The 23,916-nt window shown below is 63.2% G+C and carries 12 protein-coding genes; 8 read left to right on the plus strand and 4 right to left on the minus strand.

From position 1 onward, the window contains the following. Positions 1 to 89: 89 nt before the first annotated feature. Both GFD32_RS05790 and GFD32_RS05795 read left to right on the plus strand, forming a co-directional pair. The gene (locus tag GFD32_RS05790; protein WP_163575619.1) at positions 90 to 9,422 is read left to right on the plus strand and encodes a BapA/Bap/LapF family large adhesin; all 9,333 of its coding nucleotides are present in this window, start codon (positions 90 to 92) and stop codon (positions 9,420 to 9,422) included. A gap of 90 nt (positions 9,423 to 9,512) precedes the next feature. After that, positions 9,513 to 9,845, plus strand: coding sequence for a tryptophan synthase subunit beta like protein (locus tag GFD32_RS05795; RefSeq protein ID WP_089686246.1), 333 nt, complete (start codon positions 9,513 to 9,515; stop codon positions 9,843 to 9,845). A 204-nt stretch (positions 9,846 to 10,049) separates the two neighbouring features. On the opposite strand, the gene GFD32_RS05800 is transcribed toward GFD32_RS05795, so the two are convergent. From GFD32_RS05800 to GFD32_RS05815, 4 genes are all read right to left on the minus strand, one after another. Then, positions 10,050 to 11,957 carry an EAL domain-containing protein gene (locus GFD32_RS05800; protein WP_163575620.1) on the minus strand — a complete coding sequence of 636 codons (1,908 nt, stop codon included), beginning with the start codon at positions 11,955 to 11,957 and terminating at the stop codon, positions 10,050 to 10,052. Between the two features lie 40 nt (positions 11,958 to 11,997). Further along, positions 11,998 to 12,705 (minus strand): transglutaminase-like cysteine peptidase, encoded by a 708-nt coding sequence (locus GFD32_RS05805; protein WP_407081071.1) that lies wholly within the window; start codon positions 12,703 to 12,705, stop codon positions 11,998 to 12,000. A 152-nt stretch (positions 12,706 to 12,857) separates the two neighbouring features. Then, positions 12,858 to 14,027, minus strand: a complete 1,170-nt coding sequence (locus GFD32_RS05810; RefSeq protein WP_163575621.1) for a 1-acyl-sn-glycerol-3-phosphate acyltransferase — start codon at positions 14,025 to 14,027, stop codon at positions 12,858 to 12,860. Continuing rightward, positions 14,024 to 14,986 carry a recombination-associated protein RdgC gene (locus GFD32_RS05815; RefSeq protein WP_163575622.1) on the minus strand — a complete coding sequence of 321 codons (963 nt, stop codon included), beginning with the start codon at positions 14,984 to 14,986 and terminating at the stop codon, positions 14,024 to 14,026. Before GFD32_RS05815 ends, GFD32_RS05810 begins: the two co-directional genes overlap by 4 nt. Before the next feature lie 250 nt (positions 14,987 to 15,236). Between GFD32_RS05815 and GFD32_RS05820 the strand changes: the two genes are divergently transcribed. From GFD32_RS05820 to cmk, 6 genes are all read left to right on the plus strand, one after another. Further along, positions 15,237 to 15,662, plus strand: coding sequence for an acyl-CoA thioesterase (locus GFD32_RS05820; protein WP_163575623.1), 426 nt, complete (start codon positions 15,237 to 15,239; stop codon positions 15,660 to 15,662). A gap of 113 nt (positions 15,663 to 15,775) precedes the next feature. Beyond that, positions 15,776 to 18,460: a DNA gyrase subunit A gene (gyrA, locus tag GFD32_RS05825; protein WP_163575624.1), complete on the plus strand. Its 2,685-nt coding sequence runs from the start codon at positions 15,776 to 15,778 to the stop codon at positions 18,458 to 18,460. A gap of 284 nt (positions 18,461 to 18,744) precedes the next feature. Then, on the plus strand, positions 18,745 to 19,848 hold the full coding sequence (gene serC / locus GFD32_RS05830; protein ID WP_163575625.1) for a 3-phosphoserine/phosphohydroxythreonine transaminase: 1,104 nt from the start codon (positions 18,745 to 18,747) through the stop codon (positions 19,846 to 19,848). A gap of 3 nt (positions 19,849 to 19,851) precedes the next feature. After that, positions 19,852 to 20,943, plus strand: coding sequence for a prephenate dehydratase (pheA, locus tag GFD32_RS05835; protein ID WP_163575626.1), 1,092 nt, complete (start codon positions 19,852 to 19,854; stop codon positions 20,941 to 20,943). A gap of 4 nt (positions 20,944 to 20,947) precedes the next feature. Next, positions 20,948 to 23,215, plus strand: a complete 2,268-nt coding sequence (locus tag GFD32_RS05840) for a bifunctional prephenate dehydrogenase/3-phosphoshikimate 1-carboxyvinyltransferase (protein WP_163575627.1) — start codon at positions 20,948 to 20,950, stop codon at positions 23,213 to 23,215. Next, entirely contained in the window at positions 23,212 to 23,901 is a 690-nt protein-coding gene (gene cmk, locus GFD32_RS05845; RefSeq protein ID WP_163575628.1) for a (d)CMP kinase, read from the plus strand. The genes GFD32_RS05840 and cmk overlap by 4 nt, the downstream gene beginning before the upstream one ends. Positions 23,902 to 23,916: the final 15 nt, after the last annotated feature.

A 23,916-nucleotide genomic window follows, 5' to 3' on the forward strand; every position in this document is an offset into this window, starting at 1 on the left:
ACCTCATAGAACTCATACGGGCGCACGGTATCCGTTCGGTGCGCGCCGTCTTCATAACATGATTTTTGACGTACGCAGGGGAACGAGTTATGAGCATTGCCACCGTCGTATCCATTACCGGCCAGGCCTGGGCACGCGATGAAGAGGGCAACCTTCGCGAACTGAGCGTGGGCGACACCCTCCAGGAAGGCGAGGTGCTCGTCACCTCCGACAATGGGCGTGTGCAGCTGGATTTCGGCGACGGCCTCGATCCGACGGTAGTAGCCGGCGGTGAGGAAGTCACCATCACGCCGGAGCTCGATGCCGAACAGGAAGTCGACGAATCCGAATTCGCGGCCATGGATGATGACATCGATGCGCTGCTGGCTGCCGTGGAAGAAGAAGACGGCGACCTGCTCGAGGCCCTCGAGGCTACGGCTGCTGGTGCCGGCGGTGGCGGCGCCGACGGTGGCGGCCATAGCTTCGTACGTCTCTCGCGCATCAGTGAAGACGTCGACCCCTTGGCGTTCACGTTTGCCGGGGCGAATGCCGCCGGCCCTGACTTCGAAGACGACGTGGCGCCGGCTGAAGTGGAGGATGAAGAAGTAATCACTGGTCCTTCCGTTGAGGACTTCACGCTCGACTTCGCAGAGGCTGATCTTCTGGCGGAAGGTGAAGGCGGTGATATCCCCTTACCCGAGATGCCGCCGCAAGACGGAGTATCTCCCTCCCTCACCTTGTCGGCACCACCCATGGGAGCTTTCTTTGCTCCATGGTTCTCCCCGGTGACCCAGACTTTCACGCCGACCTTCGACTTCGGCAATGGTGGGGCGGGTACCATCGGCTTCGAATCCATGGATGGCCAGACGATCCAGGCTGGCCGGGAAACTTTCAACACAGAGTGGGATGCCGCCAGCAATACGCTCACGGTCACCAACGAGCGAGTCGAGTCGGCGCCGAATAGCGAATCCTATCTGCTGCAAGTGCAGGTAGATCCGACTACCGGTGAGCTGACGGTGACACTCGGAAGCAACCTGCTTCATGAGGAAGCCCAGGATCTCGCCTCACTGCCGCTTGTCTTCACCGTGACCGATGGGGAAGGCAATAGCGCGGATGCGAGCTTCACCGTCAACATCGAAGATGATATGCCGGAGCAGTTCGAAACCCAGGAAGGGGTGGGTGTGGCGATCGACGAGTCGCCCGGGCTGCAACAAGACGAGTTTTATGGTGAAGAGCAGTTGCCGACTGATGAAAGGGTCGAAGTCCTGAACGGAGCGCCCGGCAATCCGGCTGCACTTTTCTCTGGCCTGGAAAGCATCGCTGAGGATCAGAGCTTCGGCCTCCCTCAGTATGCGGTGGGTAGCGGACCTGCTTTCTCCGGGGCGTCATTTTTCTATGGCTTTTATAATTTTGGAGCCGATGGGCCCGAAGTCGGAGAGGATGGCATCTCAGGTATCCCGGGAGTTGATTTTTCCCTAGCTCTTCATGATGCCAGTGACGACCAGGCAGTCCCGGTCGCTGAGGGAAGGGATTCCGGTTTGAAGACAACCGATGGCACCGGTATCTACCTCTTTAGCGAGGACGGCATGATCCTTGGCCGTGCGGCCGGCTCCGAAGGAGAAGCCGATGAAGGGGGCGACATCATTTTTGCATTGGCCCTGGATGGCCAAGGCAAAATCAACGTTGCTCAGTACGCCTCGCTTCAGCATCCCGATCAGGACGATGCCAACGATAGCGTCGATCTCGAAGGCCTGATCTACGGTGTCGCCACCCTTACTGACGCGGACGGTGACAGTGCAACCGTGGCGAATGAGATCGGTGGGAATATTGAGTTTTACGACGACGCTCCCGAGATTACCGCCTTCACTACTCAAGACGGTGCCGAGCTGGTGGTCGACGAATCGGCAGCGCCGAGCACGGATACCGATCCCAACGCCGGTGATGAAACGAACGCCGACGACAGCGAGGCCATCGGCTATGCCACCCTGACCGGTGACGAGTTGTTTAATATCGATGTCGATGGCGGCGCTGACGGCGAGAACGTCGGTGCTCGGAGCTTCGCCCTGAACCTGGCGCTGGGCGAAGAAGCCAGTAGCGTCGATTCCGGACTGGATGCCACTGGCGGCGGCGACATCCTGCTCTCCATGGATGGCAGCGATGTGGTGGGCCGGGACAGCGAGAGCGAGTCCGAAGTGTTCCGCATCGAGATCAATGCCGAGACCGGTGCGGTCACCGTGACTCAGTACCAGGCCATCGATCACGGCGAGGACGGCAACGATCACGATGCCGGCCTGTCCATCGATCCGGAGCTGCTCAGTGCCGAGCTGACCATTGAGGATAACGACGGCGACAGCGATAGCCAGAGCGTGGAGCTGGGCAGCCTGATCACCTTCGAGGACGACGGCCCGAGCGTCGAGGCGCAACCCGAGGCCAGGGACGACATTGACGCCCTGCAGACTGCCGATGCCCTGGTCGGCGAAGCGGACAACACCGACAGCCTGACGCTGAGCAGTCTGTTCAGTGTGGCGTCCAGCAGCTACGGCGCCGACGGCGAGGCCGGTAGTGACGCCGAGAGCTGGAGCTACAGCCTCAACCTGCTGGCTGAGGCCGGCAGCGTGGCCACCAGCCAGGCGGGTGGCAACCTGCAGAGTGGCGATGCCGACGTCCGGCTGTTCCAGCTGGCCAACGGCAGCATCGTCGGCAGCACGGCTGCCGAAGGGGCCGATGACGCAACGGTCACCGACAACCAGGTGTTCACGCTGCGCCTCGAAGACGGCGAACTGGTGCTGGAGCAGCACGCTGCGCTCGATCACAGCGACAGCGACAGCGACGACTACAGCGATGACGTGCTGAACCTGGCCGAGGAGCTGGTCGAGCTGAGCGGCACGGTCACCGTCACCGACGGTGACGGCGACACCGCCGAAGACACCACCCAGATCGATCTGGGCGGTCTGGTCGGCTTCAGCGACGACGGTCCGAGCGTCGAGGCGCAACCCGAGGCCAGGGACGACATTGACGCGCTGCAGACTGCCGATGCCCTGGTCGGCGAAGCGGACAACACCGACAGCCTGACGCTGAGCAGTCTGTTCAGTGTGGCGTCCAGCAGCTACGGCGCCGACGGCGAGGCCGGGAGTGACGCCGAGAGCTGGAGCTACAGCCTCAACCTGCTGGCTGAGGCCGGCAGCGTGGCCACGAGCCAGGCGGGTGGCAACCTGCAGAGTGGCGATGCCGACGTCCGGCTGTTCCAACTGGCCAACGGCAGCATCGTCGGTAGCACGGCTGCCGAAGACGCCGATGACGCAACGGTCACCGACAACCAGGTGTTCACGCTGCGCCTCGAAGACGGCGAACTGGTGCTGGAGCAGCACGCTGCGCTCGATCACAGCGACAGCGATAGCGACGACTACAGCGATGAAGTGCTGAACCTGGCCAAGGAGCTAGTCGAGCTGAGCGGCACGGTCACCGTCACCGACGGTGATGGCGACACTGCCGAAGACACCACCCAGATCGATCTGGGCGGTTTGGTCGGCTTCAGCGACGACGGTCCGAGCGTCGAGGCGCAACCCGAGGCCAGGGACGACATTGATGCGCTGCAGACTGCCGATGCCCTGGTCGGCGAAGCGGACAACACCGACAGCCTGACGCTGAGCAGTCTGTTCAGCGTGGCGTCCAGCAGCTACGGCGCTGACGGCGAGGCCGGGAGTGACGCCGAGAGCTGGAGCTACAGCCTCAACCTGCTGGCTGAGGCCGGCAGCGTGGCCACGAGCCAGGCGGGTGGCAACCTGCAGAGTGGCGATGCCGACGTCCGGCTGTTCCAGCTGGCCAACGGCAGCATCGTCGGTAGCACGGCCGCCGAAGACGCCGATGACGCAACGGTCACCGACAACCAGGTGTTCACGCTGCGCCTCGAAGACGGCGAACTGGTGCTGGAGCAGCACGCTGCGCTCGATCACAGCGACAGCGATAGCGACGACTACAGCGATGAAGTGCTGAACCTGGCCAAGGAGCTAGTCGAGCTGAGCGGCACGGTCACCGTCACCGACGGTGACGGCGACACCGCTGAAGACACCACCCAGATCGATCTGGGCGGTTTGGTCGGCTTCAGCGACGACGGGCCCAGCATTGAGGCTACCCAGCCTACAGGCCATGAAGTCACCATAGAAAACCTGGGTAGTTCCGAAGGCGTTGGCTACAACAATAGCTTTGGCTATTACGTCAAGGGTGAAGACGGTCAGCCGACGACAGGGCGTGTCATCTGGTCCAACGTCAAGGACGATGTGGGTGATACCCAAGTCATCGAAGGATATGCACCCGACGATATCGGCTACTTCATCATTCCGGATGGCTCCAGGCTGAACCCTGAGCTTGGCAATGACACGGAAGTGACGTTCGAGAAAGTCGACGGTGCCTGGGTTGCTACCATTGACGGCGAAAGTGTGCCGCTGGAAGGCAAGGATTCCGATGCGCCGGTTCTCTTCAGTGACCCGGCTTTGCAACCCGATGGCGCTTCTCATGTAGAGAACAATGCCGAGGATGGGCATCTCAACTGGGAGGATATCTACGGAACGGGAAGCGATCGGGATTACAACGACGTCAATGTCAACGTGGATTGGGCACCTGCCAATCTCACTGTCGATGAAGCGAACCTCGATAGTGATGCCCAGTATGACTTCTCTGGTTACTTCGATACCGATTACGGTGCCGATGGCTCGGGAAGCGCTGAATACAGCATGAGCATCGTCGAGGACGGTGCCGATACCGGCCTCGTCGACACTCAGTCGGGCGAAGCGGTTAAAGTCAAGATGGCGGGCGATGGTAGCGTTACCGGCTACTTCGAAAATGCTGGCGACGAAGTGCCTGTGTTCACCCTGTCTGTGGACGACAACGGCGTCGTGACTCTGGATCAGATCCGTGCGGTTTCCCATCCGGGGCAGGATCTCGTGGGCGAGAGCGATCCCGTCCACCTGGCCAGTGACGTTGTATTCCTCGACAAGGAAGTGTTCGATAGCGATGGCGACAGTGCAACGGCGTCGATTGACGTGGGTGGTGTCGTCTACTTCCTGGACGACGGTCCGACGGAAAACGATGACGACTCCGCAGAACTGGGTGTATCGGTCAGCGAGATTGACGATAGCTTTGTCGATGGCGACGGCGTGCCGGTAAACCAGCCAGTGTCAGCCTCTGATTCGTTTACTGCCGATTGGGGTGCCGATGGCCCAGCCGCTGAGGATGCCATTCAGTTCCAGGCCAATGGTGGCACGCTGAAAGGCTTTGCCGACGGTGCGACCGAGCTGACCATTGACGGCACCTACGGCACCTTGATGGTCACTGACGAGGGTGATGGTAACTACAGCTATACTTACACGCTGAACGCGGATGGCGGTGAGGCCCTGCTGGAAGCCGAGACTCCGGAAGACGTCTTCACCTACATGCTCACCGACGGTGACGGTGATAGCACCACTACCGAACTGACCTTCGATATCGCCGCCGAGTTGTTCGAATACGATCCTCCGTCGATCGGTGGCCTGGAAGGCGAAGGTGGCGATGCCACCGTCTACGAAGCCTTCCTGGAAGACGGTACTCAAAAAGGCCCTGCCGATGCCGGCACCACTGATGGTGGGCAGTTCACCATCACTGCTGCTGCCGGGGTGGCCAGTCTGGCCTTCAGTGGTGAGGGCTTCAGCGAGACGTTCGACATCGATGCTCTCGAAGGCGCCTCTGAGTCCGAGCCGCTGACCGTCAGCACCACCAAGGGGGAACTCAGCATCACCGATTTCACCGATGAAGGTGATGGCGAGTACAACGTCGACTACAACTACACCCTGAATGAGACGGCCGAGCACGATGAGCAGGGCCGTGATGAGCTACTCAAGGATGGCATCACGGTGACGGTCGAAGACCTGGCGGGCCGCGATGCTGCCGATAGCATCGACGTCACCATCGTGGATGACGTGCCGGAATTCGATGAAGAAGGCATTGAGGACGTTTCTCTCAGCACTGCTGAAGACAGTGAGGTCACCGGCGATCTCAACCTCGAGATCGGTGCGGACCTGGAAGGTGCGCAAATCGACGATGCCACGCTCAAGCAAGATGACGACGGCTACATCCAGGTGGAGTACCAGGAGGGAGGCGATACGCATGCCGCTTTCCTGACCTCGGGCGGTAGCAAGCTGCAATACGAGTTCGATCAGGATAGCCAGCAGTTGATTGCCTTCAAGCAGGGCGATAGCAGCAGCAACCCTGTCTTTACCATCGATTTCGATGTCGCCAACGACAGCTATGAAATCAATGTGATCGAAGAACTCGATCCGCTAACCTCTGGCTTCGACGAAACCAGTATCAGCTCGAACGGCGGTGGAACTGCCTACGCGCTCGAGCTGGGCGGTTCCGATCTCAATGCCCTGTTCACCATGCAGGGCGGTGGTAACGTCAACTGGTCCAATACTGGGATCGGCGGCTCACCCAACAACCTGATAGGCAACGGTGAAGTTCTCGAGGCCCAATTCGATCAGGTTCTCACGGAGCTGAGCTTCACGGCCAGTCGTGGAAATGGAAATCCGCAAACCGCCGAATGGGAAGTCTATCGCGACGGCCAGAAGGTCGGCGATGGCACCGGTAACAGTATCGAGGGCATCGAAGGCGGCTTCGATGAAGTGCATTTCATCGGACACGGTGGCGCCAATGATCAGTATCGCGTCAACGACTTCAGCGGCCGTTACCAAGACTCTGGTATCAACTACCAGCTGCCGGTCGAGGTAGGCGCCGTCGACGGCGATGGCGACGCTGCGGATTCTGGATTCATCATCGGTCTCGATCCCGTGCCCTCTTCCATCGACCTGCCCGATCCCGAAGATCCCGCCGCGCCTTCGATCACCGGCGGTGAAGCGTTCATCGATGAGGCCTGGCTGTCCGGCGGCACCCGCGAGGGCCAGGGAGATACGACGCAGGAGGGAAGCATCCAGTTGGATGCCGAAGGGGGCATTGCTTCCCTGACGGTTGGAGACGAGTCTCTCGACTTCGCCGCACTGCAAGAACTCGACAATAGCCCGGTATCGATACAGATCGACGGTATCGGCACGCTGAGCCTGACCGGTTTCAAGGGCTCGGTGACCGGCGGAACCCTGAGCTACGAGCTCACGCTCGATGGTCCCGTGGATCACGACGACCTTCAGGGCAGGAATGACGAAGATCTCGGCATCGACTTGGGCCTCGTCGACTTCAATGGCGAATCGGATAGCGGAACGCTGGATCTCGTCATTCAGGACGATGTGCCGGAGGAGGGCGAGTCCGACACCATTAACCTCGATGTCGTGGTCGATGAGTTCGGTATTGACGATATCGATGGAAGCTGGGTCAACGCCTCAGGCGGCAATTCTTCACCGGTAAACCATCTGGTGTCGAATGGTATCGGCATCGTCTGGGGTGGTAGCAACTTCAACGATGCCTCAGGCTACAAGTTCGAGTATGCCGGCAATCTCGATGCGGGAAACAGCGTCGTACCCGGTGACTCCGTCTCTCTCGGTACCTTCACCCATGTGAACAATCCGATCGACTCCGGTACCGCGATCGATGAGGTCACGTTGTCATTGACGGTCGATACGATGCTCAATGGAGAGACCTATTCGGTGCCGGTCGAGGTCGTGTTGGAGCATAACGAAACTCCGAATGATAAGAATCCTGATGCTCATCATAAAAATGATGATGAAATAACTATCAAGGAGTTTAATGTTGATCAGGCTGTCATAGCCCAGTTGGCGGAAGCCGGGTACGAATTCAGTATTGATGGCTTCAAGGATGAAGACGGCAATCTCGTCAACTTTGTCAGCACGACTGAGACGGAGTCCACCTCATTCGAGTTGTTCGCGTCCGTCCAGTATGTAGGCGAGCCGGTGACTGCCGAAGGCAGCATCAGCGCTGATTGGGGCGCCGATGGACCGGCTGAGGATGATCCCATTGTCGTCGAGCATGCCAATGGCGACAGCGAAGGCCTGGATTCCTCCGGACAAGCCGTGATCGAGGGCGAATACGGCACCTTGACGCTGAATGACGAGGGCAACGGCGAGTTCGCTTACTCCTTTGAGCTGAACCAGGCGGGTCGCCAGGCGTTGAAGTCGGATGGCAGCCTCACCGAGAGTTTCGGCTATACGCTCAAGGATGCCGACGGCGATGAGGTGAGTCGCGATATCACGCTCAACCTGACCGGTGTGGCCGCGCCCATCGAACTGGTGGACAGCAGCGCAGATGCCTTCATAGACATGGTTGATCATGTCAGTGATCCCGAGCCAGTCATGTCCGGTTTTGAGGAGGCAGGTAATGTAAAATTGACATTTCTTGGCTTTGTGGTGAAAGATCAAGCTAAGACTGAGCATAAGGACTTCACCTTAAATAGTGGTGAATCTGGTTTGATCAGCTTTGATGTAACTACAACCGGTAGTAGTTATGTAGTATGGAGTCTCATTGATGAGTCTGATCAGGTTGTTCACGCTGATAACAGGAACGATGATGGGCAAGTAGATATTCCTGTGCCGGAGGAAGGCGATTACCGACTGGAAGTTACTGCTGTAGGCAGTGGCTGGGGAGGGGTCTTAACGCCCGGAAAAGCTTTGGTTGGCAATATCGGGTTGGTTAAATATTCGCAGGCACCGGAGTCTCTGCCAACAGATGAGAGAAATCTTTTTGCGGAGGACGGTGTGTCACTGGGCAGCAACGACACCCAGCTCAAGGTCGAGACCGATGACGGTTTCGAGGATGTCACGGATGGCATGCAGGTGACCGGCAAGTACGGCACGCTGACCTTGGACTCGGACGGTTCCTATACCTACGAGCCCGAGGCGGATACGGAGAACCTGGGGCATATCGACCTCTTCACTTATCTGGTCGAGAACGCCCATGGCGATTCCGAAACCGCGACGCTCTCCATCCGGCTGGATAGCAATACGGAGAACGTGGAGTTCGGTACCGAGGGTGCCGATACCCTGGAGGGGACTGCCGAGGATGACATCCTGGTCGGTGGAGCCGGTGACGATATCCTGATCGGCAACGATGGAGCCGATACCTTCATGTGGAACCAAGGCGATCAGGGAGCCGAAAACGCCCCCGCCGAGGACATCGTCAAGGACTTCACCGTGGTGGGCGATACCGACGACGGCCAGTTCGGCGACGCGGGCGAGCCGAATGCCGACCGCTTGGATCTCGCCGATCTCCTGCAGGGTGAAGACGAAGACAGCATTGGCGACTACATCTTTGCCGAGGAGGAGGGCGACAACGTCGTGCTGCATATCAGCTCGGATGGCTCTCTGAATGGCGGCAGCAGCAAGGAGAATGCCGACCAGAAGATCACCCTGGAAGGCAAGTCGTTCTCCGACTTCGGTGGCGATGTCAGCGACAGTGCGGGTCTGATCCAGCAGATGATCGACAGCGGCCAGTTGAACATCGACCAATAAGCGTCGTTCGTTCGATCCGCGTTTGCCCTGTCCGGTTCGTCCGGGCAGGGCGTTTTGCTATGCTGCCCAAAACGCCGAGGAAGCGAGACCATGTACGTCAAACGCAACGAGACAGGCCAGATCGTTCAGGCGGCCCGCGAGCCTTCGGCGGAGTGCCGGGAGTTCGTACCGCCCTGTGCGCCGGATCTGCAGGCCTTCATGGCCGAGGACGAGGAGTTCGAGGGCATCGACCTCTCCAAGACCGATCTCGCCTTCATCCGCGTGCTGGAAGACCTGCTGGAGGTGCTGATGGACAAGGGGGTGATCAGCTTCACCGACCTGCCGGAACCCGCTCAGCAGAAGGTGATGGAGCGCCAGTCGCTGCGCCAGCGATTGAATAGCGTGGATTTGATGGGGGAGGAGGATGACGGCGGCATCATCTGAGAGGCCGTTTACAAACTACTGCGCTCGCCCATGCTGCGTTGGAATCAGCCTCGTGCGCGAGCCCGGTCCTTTTTTCGGCTGATTCCGCCTTGCCTGGCCATCGCTCGTGACTTTTGTAAACACCCTCTGAGCCGATAGCCATCCCCCACATGCAGACGGGCCGAGCGGACGATCGTCCGCTCGGCCCGGCTGTGTGCGGTTCCGTTAGCCTTCCTGTCGCACGCCGGGGCCCGTCACGCCGTCCATGCCGAGCTGGAAGAGCAGTTCGGCCTGCTCCTGGCGTCGTACGCCTTCGGCAATGGTGAGAATGCCCAGCGAGTGAGCGAGGGTGTTGATGCCGCGCAGCAGGCTCTGCCGATCCGGATTTCCCTCGATCTCGTGGCTGAGCGAGCCATCCACCTTGAGGTAGGCGAGCCCCAGGTCGTGCACGCTGTCGATTTCGCCGAAACGGGTCGTGACGTGCTCGAGCCCCATGCGGCAGCCCAGCGAATGGAGTTCGCGGCATAGGCTGCGGAAGCCTTCAGGGTTGTGCATGGCGATGAGCTCGGGGACTTCGAACCACAGCCGTGGCGCCAGGTCGGGCCGGGCGCGCAGGCGGGCGATCAGTTCGCTGACGAAGTTGACGTCGCGTAGCGAGCGCGGCGAGAGGTTGATGCCTACGGCCTGGCCGCTTGCCGCCGTATCCTCGAGGGCGGCGGAAACGACGGCCAGGTCCAGCTCCGGAGCCATTTCCAGGCGCGAGACCCATGGCAGGAAACGTCCCGCCGGGCGCCATTCGCCAGCCAGGTGCAGCCGCGAGGGCACCTCGTGGTGCAGCAGTTCGCCCTGGCGGTTCAGCACCGGGTAGTGGGCCAGCTGCACGCCGTCCTGCAGGGCCGCTTCCAGCGCACTGCGCCATTCGGCATGACTGGTGAACAGGGCGTCCTGCTCGGCGCTTTCGACGATGACCTGTCCGTGTTCGTCGCGATCCTCGGCGCTGGCCAGGGCGCCGTCGAGGCTGGCCAGCAGCGTTTGGCGAGTCATGCCGGGGGCGTACTCGACGAGCGCCGAGGGCAGCGTCAGAGCCGCTTCCGGATGGCGGCTGGCGAGGTCTCGTAGCCGCTGCTTCAGCTCATCGCCCAGGGCTTCCAGGTCGTGGGCGCGAGGCAGCACCAGAGCGAAGTCGCTGCCGTTGAGGCGCGCCACGCGGCCGTCGCCGTTGAGGGTGTTGAGCTGCTCGAGTTCGTTTACCAGCGCGGCCAGCAGGGCGTCGGTGGTCGGATGCCCCAGCTGCTGGTTGAGCTGCGCCAGGTCGGCGACGCGGACCAGGGCGAGCACGCCGCTGGCATCGTCGCCGTCGCTGTGTAGGTGGCCTTCCAGGCGGGCCAGGAACGGCTCCCGCTGGAGCGCATTGGTCACCGGGTCGTGCTCCAGGCGGCGGCGCAGCTGATCGAGCTTTTCGCTTTCTTGGCCCAGCATCGTGCTGACCGCCGAGGAGAGGCGGTTCATGGCCTGCACGACCTGGCGCAGCTCGAGGGTGCGAGGCTCGGGCGAGGTGACGAAGCGCCGCTCGCCGATGGCTTCGGCCTGGGAGACCACATGGTCCAGCGGGCGGCGTACCGTTCGCACGATCCACACCGCCAGCAGCAGGCTGATCAACCCTGCCACGGCGAACCAGCCGGCGAGGTTCAACGTGTTTTGCCACAGCGAACGGTAGGCGTAGCTGTGCTGACTTTCCAGAGTGAGGGTGCCGAACTGTCGCCAGCCGTCCTGGATCACGGCTTCGCCGGCGGGTACCTCGAAGCGTATCAGGTCGACGAACCAGCCCGGCACGTCTTCGATGTGCTCGCCCGCTTCACGCTGCTCGATGATGTCTCCCTCGGCATCGCGCAGTTCGATGCGCCGGTAGTGTCCGGTGTCGAACTGGGCGGCGATCAGCAGTTCCAGGGTGACCGGATCCTTTTCCAGCTGGCTCATCGACAGTGCCAGTGCGTTGGCGTTGTCGCTGTTCTTGATGCGAACTTCCTGTTCGATGTAGTGGCGGCTGGTACTCACGCTCACCGCCAGACTGCCCACGAAGGCCAGCAGCAGCACTACCACGATGGTCAGCCAGAGCTGTTTGATCAGTGACATCTCGGTGCTCCCTGGGGCATGCATGCCCATGTTCGTAACGTCAGACGAATCCGTGTTCCTGCATACGGCTGATGGCGTTCCGCCAGCGCGACAGACGGGCCACGGGGTCGGCCTGGGACTGCGTCGAACTGCCGGTCCATAGCCCGGTACTGTTGAAACTGAAGACGGGGTCGAGGTCGGTACGCTGTGAACCGGGGCGGATCGACTTGACCAGGTTGTCGAGGATGCGCGGGTCCGCGCTGGGCGTTTCGTAGTAGCCCAGCACCATGTGCGCCTGGGTGAGATTGCCGCGACCCAGGCGGGCCTTTACGTAGATCATGCGCAGCCGGTCGCCGGGCACGCCCAGTTCCTTGAGGGTGACGTACTTGGCGATGGAGTAGTCCTCGCAGTCGCCTTCGCGCTTGCCCATGGTTTCCAGCGGGGTGGCCCAGTAGTCTTCCTGGCCCCAGATGTCGATGTCGTCGAGCCAGCGCACGCGGCGGTTGAAGAAGTCGTTGACGTCGCGCAGTTGGACATTCAGGTCGGCCCCGTCGAGCCGGTCCAGCAGGTCGAACCACTCTTCCAGTGTGCTCAGGCCTCGCGAGCCGTAGAGGCGCCGCATGCTGTCGCGCAGGCGCGCACGGTCGATGCCGGCGTGCAGGCGTGGCGCGGAAATGCCGAGCCCGGCGGCGAGCAGCAGTCCGCCCAGCCCCGCCAGGAAACGGCGGCGCCCGATGAGCGGAGGTGGCTGGGCCGGCATGGCAGACATCGGTTTCCTGGCCTGACTGAATGAGCGATCACTGAAGTTTAGAAGCCAGCGATGAGGATGGCGAGAGTCGGTCGCGGTGGGGACGGACTCCTTACGCCTTTTGGCTGATGGGCATCATGCACGATCGGTCACGGAGCGCGACGTCGGCGAGTTCAGGTCAGCCGGCCCGCACGGTTGCGAACCGGATTGGCGTACTGGGCCAGCCACCACTCCTGCAGCTCGCCGGGAACCTTGGCCAGGCGCTGCTGAAAGCGGCTGCGGTCGGCATCCGTGACGTCGCTCAGGTCGACCAGCTCGGGGGCGTCGCCCAGCGCCTCGAGCGCCAGGTAGTGGCTGGGGAAGAGGTGATAGCCGTCGACGACCTGGCGGTCGATCTCTTCCGCGGCGGCTTCCGGGGTGTCGAAGCGGCTATCCAGCGCCTCGCCGAAGTGCAGTTGGACGCGCCCCTTGTGGCCGGTGATGCCGGTCACGATCGAGCCGATGTCTTCGAACTCGCTCTTCTCGTACTGACCCCGGGTGTGGATCGCATGCAGTTCCCGGGCTTTTTGCAGGTCGCAAGGGTCGTATTCGTAGCTGATCGACACGGGGACGATGCGCAACTCGGCAATGGCCTTGCCGATGGAAGCCTGGCGCTCCTCCCGGCGACGCGCCATGGTCAGCATCTTGATGATCGCCGGGTCGGTGCGGTCGATGCCGTCCTTGGCGCGCCCCTCGCGCTGGGCCATCCAGATCGAGTGATTGTCGACCAGAATCGAATGGCGGATGTACTCCGAGAGCAGTTGATAGGCGGCCAGCATGGCGCGTTTGCCGCGCAGCGCGCGCGGCACGATGAAGCTCTTGTTGAGCCGCATCAGGTCGGTGACGTAGGGCTTCTTGAGCAGGTTGTCGCCGATGGCGATGCGTACCGTGTCGCGGCCGGCGGTGTGCAAGGCGTAGTTGACGAAGGCCGGGTCCAGCGAGATGTCGCGATGGTTGCCGATGAACAGGTAGGCGGTATCCGGCGCCAGGCGTTCGAGGCCGTCGACGCGAAAGTCATCGGTGGAGGTGCGGATCATGCGTGCCATGTAGTAGGCCACGCGCTGCTGAAAGTCGCGCACGCTGTTCACGTCGCGGGTTTCGCGGCGAATGGCGAAGGCGGCCACGGCCCGCGCCAAGGGAGGCGCCAGGCGGCTGAGACGCGGCAGGCGGTAGCGTGTCAGGGCATCCAGCAGTTCGCGGTTGCCGGCAAGCCGGGCCAGCACCTCGGCCACTTCGTCATCCTGGTAGGGGCGGATGTCGGCCCAGGGATCCTGTGAGTCGATTGCCATCGCGGTGTCGGTCATTGCGGGTCTTGGTTGCCTGGGTCGGTCGTGGAAGTGGAAGAAGAGGCGGCCGCCTCGGCCTCGCCGCCGAGCCAGTTTATCAGCTGTTCGATATGTTCGCTCAGAGCCTGGGTCATGAGCAGGAAGTCGGCCTCCAGTCGCACCAGGGCATCGCCGTCGTCCTCGGTCTGGTTGGCTTCGTCGATCAGTGCATCGCCGAAGCGTAGCGATTTCAACGCCAGGTCGTCATGCAGCACGAAGCTCAGCCGTCCTTCGATTTCCACGGCCAATTTGCTGGCCTGACGGCCGCTGGCCAGGAGCTGCTGTATCTCGTCGCTGTCCAGATCGACCTGACGCGCTCGCAGTACGCCATCGTCGCCCTTGGCCTTGAGTTCCACCTGATCGCCGAGCTGCAGGTCGGCGGGGCGCTCTTGCGGTTCGGTCAGCCAGTGGGTCATGGCTCGCGGGGGCAGGGTGCGGGTGGCCAGCGGCGTGACCTTGAGGCTGCCTAGGGTGTCGCGCAGCAAGTCCAGCACTTCCTCGGCGCGCTGTCGCGAACTGGCGTTGACGCCGATCAGGCCGCGGCGGGTGTCCCACCACAGGTCGAGCCGCTGGCGGCGCACGAAGGCGCGGGGCAGCAGTTCTTCCAGCACCTGTTCCTTGAGGCTCTGCTTCTCCTGGCGGCGCAGCTTGCGACCTTCGCGGGCTTCGATGTCGGCACTGCGCTCTTCGACCTCCTCGCGAACCACGGAGGCCGGCAGCAACCGCTCCTGGCGGAGTGCCGTGACGAGACGATGGCCTTCCAGCTCATGCAGCAGGTCGACACCGGCACGGCCTGCCGGTGGACACCAGCCCAGGCGACGCGCCTCGTTGCCGCCGGGTGCGCGTGCGGCGCGCTCGGCCATGGCCGCTTCCAGGTCGGCTGCGGCGAGACGCGGAGCCCCGTGCAAGCGATACAGGTGCAAGTGCTTGAACCACATGATGCATTCTCGAGCCAAAAAAGGAGGCACATTATGGCCAAGCGGGCGGTAGGGTTCCAGTGGCCCTTCGGTCAGCCGTGACGACTCTGCATTCAAACAGTGGTTTGAATGCGGGTTGCGCCAAGCCTAGAATCGAGAGGTTTCAGGCTGTCGCAGGCGAGCATGGCAGGGAGACCTGGCCGTGGGCGTTGCCGGCGTCAAGCTCGCTGCGAGCGCCGTTGGATTTTTCATTCGATCGTTGGAGTACTGCATGGATTCCCGCCAGTCCCTTACCACGCTGCGCGTGCGCGGCTACCATCTCGATGGCTACGGCCACGTCAACAATGCGCGCTACCTGGAGTTTCTCGAGGAGGGGCGCTGGGGCTACTTCGACGACCGCCCGGAGGTGGCGTCGCTGTTCGCTTCGGGCAAGTACGCTTTCGTTGCCGTCAACCTCAACATCGACTATCGCCGCGCCGCCGTGGCCGGTGACGATCTGGAGGTGATCACCCAAGTGGCCGAGCTGGGGTCGCGCAGTGCCCGCATGCATCAAACGATTCGTCGCAGCCGTGACGGCAGGAGCGTGGCCGAGGCGGATCTCACCTTCGTGCTGCTCGATGTGGCCGCCAATCGGGCGGTGGCCATCGAGGGATCCATCCGCGAGGCGCTGCTGCCGCTGGTGATGCCCGCCGAGTGACACTCCCTGCCTTTGCTCGCCACGCGGTGGTATGATGGCAGGCTGTTGCGGCGAGCCATGCGCCCTGCGTGGTGACACGCCAACCTGTTGCAGTGCAAAGGATTCGACGACCCATGGGTGACATCGCCAGAGAGATTCTGCCAGTCAACATCGAGGACGAACTCAAGCAGTCGTATCTCGACTACGCGATGAGCGTGATCATCGGCCGGGCGCTGCCCGACGTGCGCGATGGCTTGAAGCCGGTTCACCGGCGTGTGCTGTTCGCCATGCACGAACTGGGCAATGACTGGAACAAGCCTTACAAGAAGTCCGCCCGCGTCGTGGGCGATGTCATCGGTAAGTATCACCCCCACGGTGACAGCGCCGTCTACGACACCATCGTGCGCATGGCCCAGGACTTCTCCATGCGCCACGTGCTGGTCGACGGCCAGGGCAATTTCGGCTCCATCGACGGCGACAACGCCGCGGCCATGCGTTACACCGAGGTGCGTATGGCGCGGCTTGCCCACGAGCTGCTGGCCGACCTGGAAAAGGACACCGTCGACTGGGTCGACAACTACGACGGCACCGAGCGCATCCCCGAGGTGTTGCCCACCAAGGTGCCCAACCTGCTGATCAACGGCTCCTCGGGCATTGCCGTGGGCATGGCCACCAACATTCCGCCGCATAACATGGTGGAGGTGATCGACGGCTGCCTGGCGCTGATCGACGACTACACCCTCTCCGTCGACGACCTGATGGAGTACATCCCCGGCCCGGATTTCCCCACCGGCGGCATCATCAACGGCCGTGCGGGCATCCTCGAGGCCTACCGCACCGGGCGCGGCCGCATCTACGTGCGCGCCTGCCACACCATCGAGCATGACGACAAGTCGGGCCGCGACCACATCATCGTCACCGAGCTGCCCTACCAGGTGAACAAGGCGCGGCTGATCGAGAAGATTGCCGAACTCGTCAAGGACAAGAAGATCGACGGCATCGCCGAGCTGCGCGACGAGTCCGACAAGGAAGGCCTGCGCGTGGTGATCGAGGTCAAGCGCGGCGAGTCCGGTGAGGTGGTGGTCAACAACCTGTTCGCCCAGACCCAGCTGCAGAACGTCTTCGGCATCAACATGGTGGCGCTGGAGGATGGGCAGCCGAAGATCCTCAACCTCAAGGAGGTGCTCGAGGCCTTCATTCGCCACCGTCGTGAGGTGGTCACCCGGCGTACGCTCTTCGAGCTGAAGAAGGCCCGCGAGCGTGGCCACATCCTCGAAGGTCTGGCCGTTGCCATCTCCAACATCGACGAGGTGATCGAGCTGATCAAGGCCTCGCCCAGCGCTGCCGAGGCCAAGGAGAAGCTGCTGGCACGCAGCTGGCAGCCCGGCCAGGTCACCGGCATGCTCGAGCGGGCCGGTGCCACTTCGTGCAAGCCCGAGGATCTGGAGGAGGGCTTTGGCCTGAATCAGGCCGGCAGCGAATACCGTCTGTCGCCGGCCCAGGCCCAGGCGATCCTCGAGCTGCGCCTGCATCGCCTCACCGGGCTGGAAACCGAGAAGCTGCTCAACGAATACTTGGGCATTCTCGAGAAGATCGCCGAGCTCACGGCGATTCTCGCCTCTGCCGATCGACTGCTGGAGGTGATCCGCGAAGAGCTGACGGCGGTGCGCGACCAGTTCGGCAACTCACGCAAGACCGAGATCCAGGCCAGCCATCTTGATCTCTCCATCGAGGACCTGATCGCCGAGGAGGACATGGTGGTGACGGTCTCGCGGACCGGGTATGCCAAGACCCAGCCGCTCTCCGACTACCAGGCGCAGCGCCGCGGCGGACGGGGCAAGTCGGCCACGGCCATGAAAGACGAGGACGTCATCGAGCACCTGCTGGTGGCCTCCACCCACGACACCGTGCTGTTGTTCTCCAATCGTGGCAAGGTCTACTGGCTGAAAGTCTACGAGATGCCGGTCGCCAGCCGCGGCTCGCGGGGCAAACCGCTGGTCAACATGCTGCCCCTCGACGAGGGCGAGGCGATCAACGCCATTCTGCCAGTGCGCGACTACGACGCGAACAGCTACATCCTGTTCGCCACCGCCAAGGGCACCGTCAAGCGCACCAGCCTCGAGCAGTTCTCGCGGCCGCGCAGCGTGGGCCTGATCGCCATCGACCTGGATGAGGACGACCGTTTGGTGGGGGCCGCCATCACCACCGGCACCGACCATGTGATGCTGCTGTCGTCCAACGGCAAGGCGATCCGCTTCGAGGAAACCGACGTGCGCGCCATGGGCCGCACCGCCCGCGGCGTGCGCGGCATGCGCCTGAAGAACGCTGCCGAGGTGATCAGCCTGATCATCCCCCAGAGCCAGCAGATCGATGCCGAGGCCGACAACGAGGTCGAGGGGGAAGAGAGCGCCGTGCTCGAGAACGGCAACGGCGGCCAGATCTATATCCTCACCGCCAGCGAGAACGGTTATGGCAAGCGCACGCGGCTGGAGGAGTTTCCGCTGCGCGGCCGCGGGGGTCAGGGCGTGATCGCCATGCAGACCAGCGAGCGCAACGGTGCCCTGGTGGCGGCGATGCAGGTCTATTCGACCGACGAGATGATGCTGATCACCGACCGCGGTACCCTGGTTCGTACCCGGGTCGACGAGGTCTCGATCACGTCGCGCAACACCCAGGGCGTGATGCTGATCCGTCTGGGCAACGACGAGAAGCTGGTCAAAACGGTGCGCATCGACGAGCCTGAATCTGGGAATGAGCCGCAGGAGGAACTGGACGCGGACGACAATGGCAGCGTTGACGAGACGCCGAACGACGACTGAGGCTTGCTGCCACATGCCGAGCGATGAGCGCCGGGGACGAGGTGAAGCGAGGGTCTTTTGCCAGGGGTGAGGCGGAATCAGAAGAACATGTTCTTCCCGCCGAACGGGTTGGCCATGGATGGCCAACCCAGGCCCTGCAAGCGGTGCAGGATGCAAGAGCGCCGCAGGGCAAAAATAGCGCCCAGGGATGGGTTTACAGCGCCCTCGCGAAGGCTCGTCGCCGGAACAGCTCGTCGCGTGCCGGTCCAGTAAAACGCTTGAGCTGAGACGGAACCACCACGCTGATGACACGCCACTACAATTTCTGCGCCGGCCCTGCGGCCCTGCCCACTCCGGTGCTCGAACGTGCCCGCGAAGAACTCCTCGACTACCAGGGGCTCGGCCTCTCGGTGATGGAAATGAGCCATCGCAGCCCCGAGTTCGTGGCCATTGCCGAGCGGGCCGAGTCGGACCTGCGCGAACTGCTGGCCATTCCCGACGATTATCGGGTGCTCTTCCTGCAGGGCGGGGCGAGCCTGCAGTTCGCCATGCTGCCGATGAACCTGCTGGGGAGCGGCGGCAGCGCCAACTTCCTGCATACCGGCATCTGGGCCAAGAAGGCCATCGCCGAGGCCAAGCACCTTGGCTACCCGGTGCACGTGGCGGCGAGCAGCGAGGCTAACGGGCACGTGCGCGTGCCGCGCCAGGAGGAGATCGCTCTCTCGCCCGATGCGGCCTACCTGCACTACACCGCCAACGAGACCATCGGCGGGCTCGCCTTCGACTACGTTCCCCAGGCGCGCAGACCCGATGGCAGCGAGGTGCCGCTGGTTTGCGACATGTCCTCGTCGATTCTTTCCGGCCCCATCGACGTCAGTCGCTTCGGTGTGATCTACGCCGGCGCGCAGAAGAACGTCGGTCCCGCCGGCCTGACGCTGGTCATCGTGCGCGAGGATCTGCTCGGCACGGCGGCGCCGGCTACGCCCACGCTGTTCGACTACCGAGCGCTGGCCGATGCCGGCTCCATGGTCAACACGCCGCCGACCTTCGCCTGGTACCTGGCTGGGCTCGTCTTTCAATGGCTCAAGCACGACATTGGTGGTCTCGAGGCGATGGCGGCCATCAATGGGGGCAAGGCCGGAGCGCTCTATTCGGCCATCGACGCCAGCGGCTTCTACAGCAACCCGATCGCCGTGCCCAACCGCTCGTCGATGAACGTACCCTTCGTGCTGGCCGACGAGCGGTTGAACGAGACCTTCCTCGCCGAGGCCGACCGGGCCGGATTGCTCAACCTCAAGGGCCACCGCAGCGTGGGCGGCATGCGTGCCAGCCTCTACAATGCGGTACCGGAGGCCGGTGTTGATGCTCTGGTCGACTTCATGACCGATTTCGAACACAGAAGGGGCTGACGGATGAGCGATACCCCCACCAATCTCGACGAATTGCGCGAGCGCATCGACAGTCTCGACAACGATATCCTGCGGCTGATCAGCGAGCGGGCCAGCTGTGCCCAGGAGGTTGCCGAGGTCAAGACCGAAAGGGAGCCGGGCGCCGTTTTCTATCGACCGGAACGCGAAGCTCAGGTGCTGCGTCGCATCATGGAGCTCAACCCGGGGCCACTCAACAGCGAGGAGATGGCCCGGCTGTTCCGCGAGATCATGTCGGCCTGCCTGGCCCTGGAACAGCCGGTCAAGGTGGCCTATCTGGGCCCCGAGGGGACCTTTACCCAGCAGGCGGCGCTCAAGCACTTCGGCGAGAGCGCGGTGAGCCTGCCCATGGCCGCCATCGACGAGGTGTTCCGCGAGGTGGAAGCCGGTGCGGTCAACTACGGCGTGGTGCCGGTGGAGAATTCCACCGAGGGCGTGATCAGCCATACCCTCGACTCCTTCATCGACTCGTCCATTCGCATCTGCGGCGAGGTGGTGCTGCGCATCCATCATCACCTATTGGTGGCCGATACCACCCTGCGCGACAAGATTTCGCGGGTTTACTCCCACCCCCAGTCGTTCGCCCAGTGCCGCAAGTGGCTCGATGCCCACTTTCCGCGTGCCGAGCGCGTACCGGTCTCTTCCAACGCCGAGGCGGCGCGGATGGTCAAGGGCGAGTGGCACAGCGCCGCCATTGCCGGCGACATGGCGGCCAAGCTCTACGATCTGGAGCGCGTGGCGGAAAAGATCGAGGATCGCCCCGACAACTCCACGCGCTTCCTGATCATCGGTACCCAGCACGTACCGATGTCGGGCGCCGACAAGACCTCCGTGGTGGTGGCCATGCGCAACCAGCCGGGGGCGCTGCATGAGCTTCTCGAGCCATTCCATCGTCATCAGATCGATCTGACGCGTCTCGAGACGCGCCCCTCGCGTAGCGGGGTGTGGAACTACGTCTTCTTCATCGACTTCAAGGGGCACGTCGACGAACCCAAGGTGGCGGCGGTGCTCGAAGAGGTACGGTTGCGCGCCTCCGAGCTCAAGGTGCTCGGCTCTTATCCCATCGGCGTGCTGTGACCCCATGACGTCCCGTGAAGTGAGCGAAGCGCGCCTGCTGATCGTTGGTCTGGGGCTGATCGGGGGCTCGCTGGCGGCGGCACTGCGGGCCAGTGGACATCGTGGCGAGATAGTGGCCTGCGACCCGGATGCCCGCGAGGTCGCCTGCGGTATCGAGATGGGGTTGATCGATCGCGGCGATACGCAGTTGGCACCGCTGGTCGAAGACGCTTCGCTGGTGGTTCTGGCGGTGCCGGTGTTGGCGATGGAGTCGGTGATGGCCGAGCTGGCCGAGGCCTTGCCCCAGGCCGCCGCCGACGTGGTCGTCACTGACGTGGGCAGCACCAAGGCCGCCATCCGCGAGGCAGCCATGCGCGTGTTCGGGGAGCTGCCCGCCAACCTGGTGCTGGGCCACCCCATTGCCGGTTCGGAGAAGAGCGGCGTGGCAGCGGCGAACGCCGAGCTCTACGTACGTCACAAGGTGATTCTCACGCCCACGGCGAATACCGACCCGGCTGCCGTGGCGCGAGTTCGCCGACTGTGGGCGACGTGCGGGGCCGACGTGCTGGAGATGACGGTCGAACGTCACGACCAGGTGTTGGCCAGGACCAGCCACCTGCCGCATCTGCTCGCCTTCTCGCTGGTCGATACGCTGGCGAGACAGGACGAACGGCTCGACATCTTTCGCTATGCCGCTGGCGGCTTTCGCGACTTCACTCGCATCGCCGGCAGCGACCCGGTGATGTGGCGCGACATCTTCCTCGCCAACCGCGACGCCGTGCTCGCTTCGCTGGATGACTTCGAGGCCGGCGTGGCGCGGTTGCGCCATGCAGTGGAACAAGGCGACGGCGATGGCCTGCTGGCTACCTTCGACCGTGCCAGCCACGCGCGCCATTACTTCGAATCCCTGCTCAACCAGAGCAGTTATCAGGCGGAATACCAGATGCAACAGCAAGGCAAACTGACCTTCAGGGCTGCGCCCGGTGGCCATGTCGTCGGGCGCATCCGCGTGCCCGGCGACAAGTCGATTTCCCACCGCTCCATCATGCTCGGCGCGCTCGCCGAGGGCGTCACCGAGATCAAGGGCTTCCTCGAAGGGGAAGACAGCCTGGCCACCCTGCAAGCCTTTCGCGAGATGGGCGTGGCCATCGAGGGGCCGCACCAGGGGCGGGTGACCGTGCACGGCGTGGGCATGCACGGCCTCCAGGCGCCCAGCGGACCGCTTTACGTGGGTAACGCCGGTACGGCAATGCGCCTGTTTGCCGGGCTGTTGGCCGGCCAAGCCTTCGATACCGAGCTCACCGGCGATGTCTCGCTGACCAAGCGCCCCATGGGCCGGGTGGCCGACCCCCTGCGGGAGATGGGAGCCGAGATCGACACCGCCGAGGGCGGGCGTCCTCCGCTCAGGATCAAGGGTGGTCGCCGGCTGCGCGGCATCGATTACGACATGCCCATGGCCAGTGCCCAGGTGAAATCTTGCCTGCTGCTCGCCGGCCTCTACGCCGAGGGTGAAACGCGGGTGCGCGAACCGGCGCCGACGCGCGATCACACCGAGCGCATGCTCGCCGGTTTCGGTTATCGCGTGCATCGCGAGGGCGACACCTGCTGGCTACAGGGGGGCGGCAAGCTCACTGCGGCGCCCATCGACGTGCCCAGCGATATTTCCTCGGCGGCGTTTTTCCTGGTGGCGGCGGCGATCACGCCGGGATCGGATCTCGTTCTCGAGCACGTCGGCATCAATCCCACGCGAATCGGGGTGATCAACATTCTGCAGGCCATGGGTGCCGACCTGCGCCTGGAGAACGAGCGCGAGGTGGGCGGCGAGCCGGTGGCCGACCTGCACGTGCGCTACGCGCCGCTGCACGGCATCGACATTCCCGCGGATCAGGTACCGTTGGCCATCGACGAGTTCCCGGCGCTGTTCGTTGCGGCGGCGAATGCCGAAGGAACCACTCGGCTCAGAGGGGCCGAAGAACTGCGCGTGAAGGAGTCCGACCGCTTGCAGGCCATGGCCGATGGCCTGGCTGCCATCGGGGTCGAACACGAGCTGCTGCCGGATGGTATCGACATCCTGGGTAGCGCAACGCGGGAGGCGGCCAGCTATGGCGGCGGACGCGTCGACAGTCTCGGCGACCACCGCATCGCTATGGCGTTCGCGGTAGCGGCGCTGCGTGCCAGCGACGCCATCGTCATCGACGACTGCGCCAACGTGGCGACGTCGTTCCCCGGTTTCGTGGAGCTGGCGGCGCAGGTCGGCCTGACGATATCGCAGAACGATGAGGAAGAAGGATGAGCGAGAGCGTTCCCGTCGTCACCCTCGACGGCCCCGGAGGCGCCGGCAAGGGCACCATCAGTCGCCTGATCGCCGAGCGCTTGGGCTGGCACCTGCTGGACAGCGGCGCCCTGTATCGACTCGCGGCTCTGGCCGCGCTGCGTCACGGTACGGAGCTCGACGATGCCGAAGCGTTGGCCGAACTGGCGCGTCATCTCGACGTCGCCTTTCTCGCCGAGGACGAAGCGACCCGGGTATTGCTCGAAGGCGACGACGTGAGCCGGGATATCCGTACGGAGCGAACCGGGGACGCCGCCTCTCAGGTGGCTGCCGTGCCGGCGGTGCGCGAAGCGCTGCTCCAGCGCCAGAGAGACTTCCGCAAGCCGCCCGGCCTGGTGGCCGATGGCCGCGACATGGGTACCGTGGTGTTCGCGGATGCGCCGCTCAAGGTGTTTCTCACCGCGAGTGCCGAGGAGCGGGCGCGACGGCGTTACCTTCAGTTGCAGGAATCGGGTGTGGATGCTAGTCTATCGAGTCTTTTGAAGGAGATTCAGGCACGCGATGCTCGCGACATGCAACGCAGCGTGGCTCCGCTCAAGCCGGCCGATGACGCCATCACGCTTGACACCACGCGCCTGACGATACCGGAAGTGGTGGATCGGCTGACGGAGTGGCTGACCGAACGCGGTCTGACTTCCGCCACCTGAACTCCCTTGCGGCGC

The sequence above is a fragment of the Halomonas faecis genome (assembly GCF_010993975.1).
In the GTDB taxonomy this organism is placed as follows: Bacteria; Pseudomonadota; Gammaproteobacteria; order Pseudomonadales; family Halomonadaceae; genus Halomonas; species Halomonas faecis.